This window comes from Duganella sp. Root1480D1 (assembly GCF_001427305.1).
In the GTDB taxonomy this organism is placed as follows: Bacteria; Pseudomonadota; Gammaproteobacteria; order Burkholderiales; family Burkholderiaceae_D; genus Rugamonas.
On sequence record NZ_LMFZ01000049.1, the window covers coordinates 254,050 to 264,474 of the forward strand.

4 protein-coding genes are annotated in these 10,425 nt (G+C 53.6%); 3 read left to right on the forward strand and 1 reads right to left on the reverse strand.

The genetic code is table 11. The features are described 5' to 3' along the window. Nucleotides 1-16: 16 nt before the first annotated feature. Entirely contained in the window at nucleotides 17-1,165 is a 1,149-nt protein-coding gene (locus tag ASD58_RS29180; protein WP_057265818.1) for a cytochrome-c peroxidase, read from the reverse strand. 128 nt (nucleotides 1,166-1,293) lie between these two features. On the opposite strand from ASD58_RS29180, the gene ASD58_RS29185 reads away from it, so the two are divergent. Genes ASD58_RS29185 through ASD58_RS29195 form a run of 3 tightly spaced genes read left to right on the forward strand, consistent with a single transcriptional unit; the run spans nucleotide 1,294 to nucleotide 10,200 of the window. Then, the gene (locus ASD58_RS29185) at nucleotides 1,294-4,272 is read left to right on the forward strand and encodes an IPT/TIG domain-containing protein (RefSeq protein WP_057265820.1); all 2,979 of its coding nucleotides are present in this window, start codon (nucleotides 1,294-1,296) and stop codon (nucleotides 4,270-4,272) included. 31 nt (nucleotides 4,273-4,303) lie between these two features. Then, nucleotides 4,304-9,823: an RHS repeat-associated core domain-containing protein gene (locus tag ASD58_RS29190; RefSeq protein WP_057265822.1), complete on the forward strand. Its 5,520-nt coding sequence runs from the start codon at nucleotides 4,304-4,306 to the stop codon at nucleotides 9,821-9,823. Continuing rightward, nucleotides 9,820-10,200 carry a hypothetical protein gene (locus ASD58_RS29195; protein ID WP_057265824.1) on the forward strand — a complete coding sequence of 127 codons (381 nt, stop codon included), beginning with the start codon at nucleotides 9,820-9,822 and terminating at the stop codon, nucleotides 10,198-10,200. Before ASD58_RS29190 ends, ASD58_RS29195 begins: the two co-directional genes overlap by 4 nt. The last annotated feature ends 225 nt before the right edge of the window (nucleotides 10,201-10,425 follow it).

A 10,425-nucleotide genomic window follows, 5' to 3' on the forward strand; every position in this document is an offset into this window, starting at 1 on the left:
CAGCCCGGCTTTTGCTCTAAGGCCGAGTCTGTGGCGCCTGCCATTCGCGAGGCGGAGCAAGGGCGGCAGGACTGTTGAGACTTTCGAGGAACTGCACAAGATCTTCCTTTTCAGCCGGGGTCAAAATCAGTGGATATCCGATCTCGGTGCTGCGGTAGTAAAGCTCGAGTTCGACTGCTTCAGGCAGGGTAGGAATGCTTCCATCGTGCATATACGGAGCTGTAAGCGCCACATTGCGAAGCGAAGGCGTGCGGAACCGACCGATATCCAGCGGCCGCATGGTTACTGCAAATCGTCCGAGTTCTGCGAGCTTTATGTCGTGAAGAATGGATGAATCAAGACTCAGGTTTTGTTCTTTTAACTTTACGATTCGCTTCGTTAGTTCAGGCAATTCGTTTGCGATCCTGGTGATACCAACGCCGAGTTGATGAAACTCATTGTCCGTAAACAACGCACTCTGCCTGTCAAACGAATGGCAGGTGACGCACTTTGCACTTCCCTGGAATAATTTCAGACCGCGTTTTGCAGCCGCGCTGATCGCAGATTGATTGCCGCCGTAATAAAAGCGATCAAAGGGAGAGTCTGCGGCGACCAAGGTCCGTTCATACGCAGCAATTGCGTAAGAGACCTTTTTGGCACTGGCTTCAGCAGAACCTTCTGGGAAAGCTGAAGCAAACAGCTTGCTATAGACAGAATCAATTTGGATAGCATTCAACAGACTATCCAGATCGGTTAATCCATGCTCCCTGGGATTCAAGATCGGATCAAGTGCCTGATTTTCCAGCGTATCTCGTCGTCCATCCCAAAAGAACGACGTATTGAATTTGGCGTTTAGCAGCGATGGCGTATTACGCGTGCCTACTTGCTCATTAATGCCAATGGCAAGTGCTTTTCCATCGGTAAAGGCCTTCTCAGGCATATGGCAGGAAGCACAGCTGATTGTTCCGTTTGCACTCAACCGCTTGTCAAAGAACAGTTGCTTACCCAAAGCGATAAGACTGGGGGACTGCTGCGCTTGTTCCCCACTGTTAGAGGGCAACCCTCGAAGCTTATCGAATATTTCACCCGCTTCGGTAGTTGCGAAGAACGCGAGTCCCGCGAGGCTGGCCAAGAAAACGTGGATGCACCAAAGCCGCATTCGCATCAGTTTCAATTTTTCCAACATTGAGAATTCTATCCAATTATCACTTTAACAAATTGGTTGATCTTTGTCTTGCGCTATGCAAAACTTTCCGACCGCAAATTTCTATTTAGAAATTATACACACCTGAAAACTCGATTGAAGAGGTTGCGATGTTGTTTGTTTTGCCTGGAAGACAGCTATTGAAGGGAGAAGGGTTGCGCTCCACTCTCGGAGGAGCTTGGACTCTGTTCGTTTCCCTTGTTGTTGCAGTGGCGGTGCAAGCCAACACCCCGGCAATGGCAGATCAGATTCGCTACGTTTATGACGATGCTGGCAGGCTGGTTCAGGCGACTTCGTCCGATGGAAGTGGGACGGTGTATCGCTACGACGAAATTGGAAATATTCTTTCAGTCAAGCGCATTGTCGCTGGCGGTGTTGTCATTTCCGGGTTCTCTCCAAATTCGGGTGTGAGCGGGGCCCAGGTCTCGATCTATGGCAGCGGGTTCGATGAAGTCCCTTCAAACAACGCGGTAACCTTTAATGGTGCATCGGCTGCTGTTCTGAACGCGACGAAGTCCGCGATGACCGTTACAGTTCCTTCGAACGCGACGACGGGAAAGATCAGCGTGTCCAATTCGATGGGGACGGCGACCAGCATTTCAGATTTCGTGATAGCGACCGCCAACGCGCCATCGATTACTTCCTTTACTCCGGCCATGGGGCCAGTAGGGACAGCAATCACAATCTCGGGAACTAACTTTAGTGTTCAACCGGCCGCGAACAAGGTGAAGATCGGCGAACACTCTGCCAGTGTAAGTGCCTCCAGTGCCAATCAGGTTGTGACTTCCGCCCCAACGATTTCAGCATCGGGCAGGATTTCTTTGACCACGGCCTTTGGGAAGGCAGTTAGTACAACGGACTTCTTCGCATTGCCCCCAGGCGTAAGTGCTGCCGATGTCGTTTATACGGGGCGACTCGTTGTCGGCGGAAGCGCGCAGACCGTGCAGATAGGGACGGCGGGAAAGAAAGCGATCCTTCTGTTTGACGGCAATGCGAAGCAAATGCTTTCTCTGTTTTCTGCGGCAGGAACTTTTTCGAGTTCCCCAGCGATGACAGTCTATGACCCAGATGGAGGGATAGTGGCGTCCTCCAGCATAAACAACAATAGCTATTTTGACTTCACCGCGCTGCCGCGCTATGGCACATACACGATGGTGCTTTCTGCGTCCGTTGCAGGGAAAGCTGACCTGCAACTGAAGGCGGCTGATACCGGCACATTGGTGATCGATGGTCCAGCGAAGCTTGTCAACCTTAGCGCTGCGCAAAACGGGTACTACACGTTCGCTGGCGAAGCGGGGCAGTATCTAGGGCTGGGGTACACCGACCTCGCGATGAATCCTGGCGGGTCGATGTCGTATAAAGTCTTCAAGCCAGACGGATCGCAGCTGTTCAGCAATACCTGGAACAATAACAGCAGCGACAACTTGCCAATGTTGCCGGCATCTGGAACCTATACGCTTGTCGTTGACCCGCCTGCCATCTCGACTGCCAGCGTAAAAATATGGTTGTCCAAGGATACCCCAGGCCAGTTCGAATCCGGGCAGGCAATGGCATTGAGCTCTTCCCGTGTCGGGCAGAACTTCCGCCCTACGTTCAGCGGCACTGCTGGAGAACGCTATTGGCTGTCGTTCAACGGCAGCACGCTCTCGACTGCCTTTGTGAATGTGGTAAAGCCCGATGGCGCATTGCTGACGAGTTTTTCCATCGGTACTGCGGCCGCAAGTTTTGAGATCCCGGCATTGCCGACGACCGGCGCGTATGCCATCTTCATTGATCCAAGTTCCACATTGATCGGAAAGGTTGACGTTCAGCTTGGCCAGGTTGCACCGGACGTAACGGGTCCAATAGCAATTGACGGATCAGCATTGCCGCTATCCCTGGGCATCCGCCAGCGCGCCATGCTCACCTTCAATGGTACTGCCGGCCAGCGTATAGGACTGGGGTATACCAATGTCACGACCAACCCTGCGCGGCAATCAATCACATACACCGTGCTTAAACCCGACGGAAGCCAGCTGTTCTCGTCTAGCGGGAACGACAGTAACAGCAGCAACCCGCCCACCTTGCCCGTGAGTGGCACCTACACTATCAAAGTGCAGTCTCCTTTTGCTTCGTCGAACCTGTCGCTGCTCTTGTCGAGCGAAGTGACGGGAACGCTCGTTCCGGATGCTGCTCCCTTGAACGTGAACATTGCTCGCGTTGGGCAAAATGCCCGCCTGACTTTCGATGCCGTCGCCGGCCAGCATTATTGGCTCAAGCTGCGCGGAGGGACCTTCCCTATTTCTGGAGCGCCCACTGTCTACATTTACAAGCCGGATGGGTCTGAGATGAACAGCACTTCGGTTTCGACGTCGCAGGACCTTGACACGGGCGTTCTTTCCGCATCGGGGACTTACGCCATCTGGTTTGATGCCCCGTCTACTGCGACCGGCAAGGTCGACGTGGAGCTTGTGACAATTCCCGGCGATTTTGTCAGTGCAATTGAGGTCGACGGCGCAGCGTTGCCTATTTCCCTCAACGCTCGCCAGCGCGCAATGCTCAACTTCAATGGGGCTGCTGGTCAGCGCTTGGGCCTGGGGTACACCAACGTCATCACCAATCCGGTGTCGCAGTCTATCTCTTACACCGTGCTTAAACCTGATGGAAGCCAACTGTTCTCGGCTAGTGGGAACAGCAGTAACGGCAACAGCCTGCCTGCCTTGCCCGCGAGTGGCACCTATTCCATCAAGGTGCAGTCTGCTGCTTTCGCTTCCGCGAACATGTCGCTACTGCTGTCGAGTGACGTGACTGGAACGCTCGTTCAGAATGCTGATCCCCTGAACGTGAATATTGCTCGTGCTGGGCAGGGCGCGCGGCTAACGTTCAATGGCGTCGCAGGCCAAGCCTACACCTTGCGATTTACTGGCGGCACCTTCCCATCCTTCGTCAGCATCACAGTATTGAATCCAAGCGGCAATACGGTGAATTCGACATCGGTGTTATCCAGCGCGACCTTGAACCTGTCGGCACTTACGACGGCAGGCGTTTACACAGTACTTATCGGACCGAGTGGAACGACGACTGGCCAGGTCAACGTCCAGTTGCAGTAAGAAAAACAGCTAACGAATGCGAAGAATAGCTATGACTCCACAAAGAAAAATCAACGTGGCAAATCAAGACCATGAGCAGTTTGCGGTTCCCGCTCGAACCGGCAAGTCGCGTGTATTTAAATGGGTGATTGCGGGCCTGTTCCCGGCGCTGCTGGGTATATCTGCTGTCGGCCAACTGCCGGCGCTGGCGGCAGTGCCCGTTGCATCCGGCCCCGGTGCCGTAGGCTTCCCGGCTGCACCGGTCACCAAGCGAGGCCAATCAGCCACGCTTTTGCCGGATGGTCGATGGCTGTTGCTCGGAGGTGAGGGCAAGAACCATAAAGCGATCGCGTCTGCGACACTTGTCCTGCCCGATGGTAAGCCACAGGTACTCGCGGCCCAACTGACCACCAGCCGTGCCGCCCATTCCGCGACACTACTTCCAGATGGAACGGTGCTCATCATAGGCGGCACCGATAGTTTTGGCGAAGTGGTCCCGACGCTTCAGCGTTTTGATGCCGCCACCGGGCGCTTTACTGATCCGGAAGACACCGGCTTACTCCCCCGCAGGGGCCATACGGCGACAGTATTGATGGATGGGCGCGTTCTGATTGCAGGTGGCGCAGACGCTCGAGGAAACGCGGTTTATGAGGCCGAAATTTATGATCCCATGACCAAGACAATTGAGCGCTTTAATCCAAAGCTTGACGCTCCCCGCCTGAATCATATTGCGACGCTGCTCCCATCGGCCGACGTCCTGCTTTGGCAAGGACTCGACGCAGAGAATCAACCTCGCGAAGACGGCGAGTTGTACGAATTTGCATCCCAGCGATTTAGCGCTTTGTCGAAGGCAGCAACGGCGGAGGCCATTCGCGGAGCGAAAGCGCCAGAAGTTGCAGCCATTATGGCGACACGGCCAGAAGCCAACGATCCGTCTGCGCCGGTAGATCAACCAATCGTGATTCGTTTCAACCAGCCGATGGCGGTGGCGACTCTTGACGCATCGACAGTGACGTTGATGGGACCACACGGTGCCGTTCCGGTGAAGATTGTACCGGTAGAGCAGGGCATGCTTGCCTTCGTTAAGCCGACGATCGATCTGCTGCCTGATAGCCGGTATAACCTGTTCCTAGATGGCGTGAAGTCCTGGGCCGGCAAAGCCTTGCCATTCAACTCGTTCGGTTTTACCACTGCTCGCCTGCAAGGCGGCAGCAATAACGGCGAACCCAATACACCGCCCAATAGCGGTTCGGCAAACCACGTGGAGGCAGGCACAAGCTCGCCGAGCACATCGAGCCTCGCGCAAGAGGCGCTGCATGCAACTGGCGCATCGCAATCGCTGGAACGCCAGGCGTTGGCCGCAGCGGCTAACAATACCGACAGTGAATTCTGGCTGCCGGATGGGCGTCATTTCAAAGGCGACTGGAACGCAAAGCGCGGAGCAAGTCCCCTGCAGAAGCTGCCGCCGCTGAAGGCACCCCCAGGTGTCACTGCACTCGCTGGGCAAATCCTTACGGCCCATGGCCGCGCGCTGCGCAACGCAAAGGTCCAGATTGGTAACCAGACGGCGTTGACGGATGAAACGGGCCGCTTCCTGCTGACGAACCTCACGCCCGGCGCACAGCCGTTGATTATCGATGGCGGCGGAGAGGGCAAGGGCCAGTACGGCTACTACCAGGTGCGCGTTGACGTCAAGGCGCAGCAGACAAGCGTATTGGATTACACAATCTGGAGCACGCGTCTCGATCCCGCTGGTAATGTGGCATTGTCTTCACCGACTGCCGGCGAAGTCGTTTTGACGTCGCCGCGCATCCCGGGCCTGGAGCTGCGTATCCCTGCGGGCACAATCATTCGTGACCACAACGGCAAGATCGTCACGCAATTGAACATGACGGCAATTCCTGTTGACCGTCCGCCGTTCCCGCTACCAAACGTTGGCGTGCCTGTCTATTTCACGATCCAACCTGGTGGCGCGACGCTGACCAGCGCAAGCGGTCAGGCGCTGCAAGGTGCTCGCCTGATCTATCCGAATTTCAACGGACTGGCACCAGGCAGCCGGGTGGACTTCTGGAACTACGATGCCCGTGGCAAGGGCTGGTATGTGTACGGTCAGGGCACGATCAGCAAAGATGGCAAGCAGGCCGTTCCTGATGCTGGCGTAAAAATCTATGAGTTCACCGGCGCGATGATTTCGCTGCCAAGCAATGCGCCGTCCGACGGTGCGGCACCGGGAAGTTGCGGTGATAATGGTTCGGTAGGACCCAGCGCTACTTGCCCGAAAAATCAGCCACCTCCGCCGAGAGGCTGCGATGCAGACCCTGTCGACTGCGGAACGGGCCTGTTCCTGAATTCGGCGACAGACCTCATGATCAATGACATCATGCCGATCCAGATTTCGCGTACCTATCGCCCTCGCGATGCGGCCTCCCGCGCTTTCGGTATTGGTACCAATCTTGCGTATGACATATTCCTGGTCGGGGACGTCAACCCATGGACCTATCAGGAGCTGATTTTGCCTGACGGGGGAAGGATTCGCTTCAATCGAATCTCGCCTGGCACAAGCTTTACCGACGCCGTCTACGAGCATAGGGCGTCCGCTACCAGCTATTATGGTTCGACCATTAGGCGTGGCAGCGGCGCCGCCTGCTATTGGGATCTTGCATTGATGGACGGAAGCCATATTTGCTTCCCGGAGTCGACGAGTTCAGGGTCTGCTCGCCGTGCTGCAGCACTTTCGATGTCTGACCGGTACGGCAACGCATTGACGTTTACTCGAACGAACGACAATCTTACGCGTATCGCTTCGCCATCCGGACGAGCTGTCGATCTGCAGTACGACTCGGCCAACCGCATTACGCAAGCGACGGACAATATCGGCCGTACCGTAAAGTATGAATACGATGCGCAAGGCCGCTTGGTCAAAGTAACCGACCCGCTCGGTAATTTCGAAGCCTTCACTTACGACTCTGCCCACCGCATGCTGACGGTGCAGGACAAGCGTGGCAACTTGATGGTGACGAATGAGTACGATGGCAATGGACGCGTAGCGAAACAAACTTACGCCGACGGAACTACAAATCTGCTCGCCTACACCCTGGACGCAAGCAATCGCGTTACGCAGACCGACATCACGAATGAGCGCGGCGTGGTGAAGCGCATGGTGTTCGGATCGGGAGGCTATGTCACGTCGATTATCCAAGCGCTGGGTTTGCCGGAGCAGCAGGTAACCACTTACGAGTACACGCCGACCAATCAGCTGCTGTCCGTTACCGATCCGCTTGGACGGAAGACAGCATACGAGTACGACGCGAGGGGCAATGTCTCTCGGAAGACGCTGCTCGCAGGGACGGCCAATGCAGTTTCAACGGAGACCACCTACACGGCTGACTACAGCAATGTCCAGACCTATAAGGACTTGACCGGCCGGGTGACCACACGGAGTTACGATGGCGCGGGCAATTTGGTGCAGGTCGCAGACGCGAATGGCGTGCTTTTCAAAGGAAGCTATAACGGCTCGGGCCAACTGGTAACGTCGGAAGATGCTCTCGGCAACCTCACCACCTACCAATATGATGGCTTCGATCTGGCACAAGTAACCGACCCGCTCGGCCGTGTGTCAAGCAGGGTAACCGATGCGGTTGGGCGTGTAACGGCGGCCATTTCCCCATCAGGAATTCGTACTTCGGTCGATTTGGACGCGCTAGACCGCCCGGTGACCGCGCGTGATGGCCTTGGAAACGCCACCGTCATGGACTATGACGGGAACAGCAATCAAACGAAGGTTCGAGATGCGAAAGGAGCCGAGCACACCTTCGGATTCGACAAGCGCAACGCGACCATGCAACAGACGAATCCGGTTAGTCAGTCGGATTCGATTGAATATGACCAGGCGCACAACGTCAAGCAAACCATTGGCCGTAAGGGCCAAGTGACGCAGTTCCAACATGATGCGCTTAACCGCACGAAACTGATCACTTATGCCGATCAGAGTACGATCACATACACATATGACCAGGGGAACCGTGTTTCCCAAATTGCTGATTCTGCAAACGGAACCATCACGCGAACCTATGATGGGCTGGATAACATCACCAATGAAACGACGCCTGACGGTAGTGTGATCTATACATATTATGCTGACGGACGCCGCAAAACGATGTCTGTGGCAGGGCAGCCGACGCTGACTTATACCTATACCGCGCGAAATGGTGTCGAAGGAATTTCTCAGGCAGCGGACGCAATCAATGGTAACCAAGTTCGTAAAGTGGCCTTTGAATATGATCCCGCTGGTCGGCGAACTAACACGACCTACTTTAACGGCATGGTCCGCGAAAATAGTTTCGATAAGTCTGGCCAGATGACTTCGATCACATATAAGGCAGCAGATGGGAGCGTTGCTGGTGACCTTGCCTATCAGTATGATCTTGATGGTCAGATCGTTGCAAAAGGTGGAAGCCTTGCGAAGTCCTCGCAATCAGAAGAGATGACTGATGCTACATACGATGCGGCAGCTAAGGAGTCTCCTGTCAACGGCGTAACCCTCACCTATGATGGGAATGGGAATTTGACTTGGGATGCCTCGACTGCATACATCTGGGATGCGAGGAACCAATTAGTTGAGATGCGCAACTCGCTGGGAGACGTCATTGCGAAGTTCAGCTATGACGCTCTGGGGCGGCGTCGCGAAAAGACGATTTACGGTGAAATGACCAAGTACGTTTATGACCAAGTCGATGCTGTGCAAGAGCGGGGGAGCCAATCGCAAGTAAAAGCCGTATATGTTACTGGTGCGTTGGATGAACGGCTGCAAAGAATTGTGCTAGAGGGATCGTCAAATCGGATCGATACCTATTTGACAGATCATATTGGATCCGTTTTGGCGCTCAAGGATATGGCTGGAGCTAGCGTTGTGACATATTCTTACGATGATTATGGTAAAAGTGTGGCGAGTGTTGCGGATAGTAATCCGTTCCAGTATACAGGGCGCGAAAATGATGGGAGTGGGTTGTATTATTACCGTGCTCGCTACTATTCGCCAGCGGCTCGTCGATTTATTCAGAGTGATCCGATTGGTCTTAATGGCGGAATTAATACATATAGCTATGTTCTTGGAGACCCAATTAGTAATTCCGACCCTTCTGGTCTTGTTACCGCCAATGAAATACGAGCAGCTGAGGAGGCACTGCGTTGTATTCATCCTAATGAATACAAGAAAAAGCACAAATCGGTTAAGTGGGCAGACATGGGGGAAGGTGGGTTGGGTTATACAGATTGGAAGGATAACATATTTATGAATTCGAGCTATTTCGGCGACGCTAACACACCGGTAGCGGATGCAAAATCAACACTGTTTGTGGAAACGATGGCGCATGAAATGCTCCATGTTAACGAATCATTTGGAAGTCGATTGTTAAGCAACATGTTTAGGATGGGGAATCCGCTTGGTTATCTACATCGTGAATTGAATGAAAAGGCTGAAAACTTGGTTAATTCTGATGTCATGGATGAATATAATAGGAATCGCAACCCTAGTCCCAATCGCAATAATCGAGGAGGTTGCAAGTGCAAATGAGAAGTTTTGAATATAAATATTTCCTGCTTGCCATGTTTGCCTTTCTGATTGTGTCATGCAGCCATGTTGACGAGGTCACCCCCCGCAAGTATCTTGCCTTTGTCGTGGCAGATTTGGAATTGCAGCGTAATGCTATTTCGAAAGCCCTTTTGAGTGATAAAGATGTGCCTATTGCGGGTTCGTTAGTCTGGCGGCCCACTGACGGCACTAAAACTCCTCCTCCTGACTTTGGTTGGATTACCCGCGCAGGTGTAATTTTCGTGCACAATGAAAAATTTGGCGTAATCCTGGTCCAGGAGCCAAAAATCATAAATGGAAAAGTGATTTGGAGCTGTGTAGTGCATCCGACGTCAGCTAAGCCCAAATTATGCGATTAAACTATATTTAGGTTGTAAACTGGGATCTGATGTTCGTTTTATCATTTAGACATTCGCTTGGAAGTTTTGTAAAGGTTGAGCTAAATAGTCGGCCTTGAATAATCCCATACCGCCCGATTCTAAAGGCGAAACGCTCAAAAATCACTGCTGAGATTTGCAAGGTTTCGCTAAAATGGTGGCAATTCCTTGCAAATTTTCGAGGGTTTCATGGGACCAAAGCCAGCC

What these genes read in the sequence shown, in the direction of transcription:
- ASD58_RS29180 (WP_057265818.1), bottom strand. Translation starts at nt 1,165, where the DNA reads ATGTTGGAAAAATTGAAACTGATGCGAATGCGGCTTTGGTGCATCCAC.
- ASD58_RS29185 (WP_057265820.1), top strand. Translation starts at nt 1,294, where the DNA reads ATGTTGTTTGTTTTGCCTGGAAGACAGCTATTGAAGGGAGAAGGGTTG.
- ASD58_RS29190 (WP_057265822.1), top strand. Translation starts at nt 4,304, where the DNA reads ATGACTCCACAAAGAAAAATCAACGTGGCAAATCAAGACCATGAGCAG.
- ASD58_RS29195 (WP_057265824.1), top strand. Translation starts at nt 9,820, where the DNA reads ATGAGAAGTTTTGAATATAAATATTTCCTGCTTGCCATGTTTGCCTTT.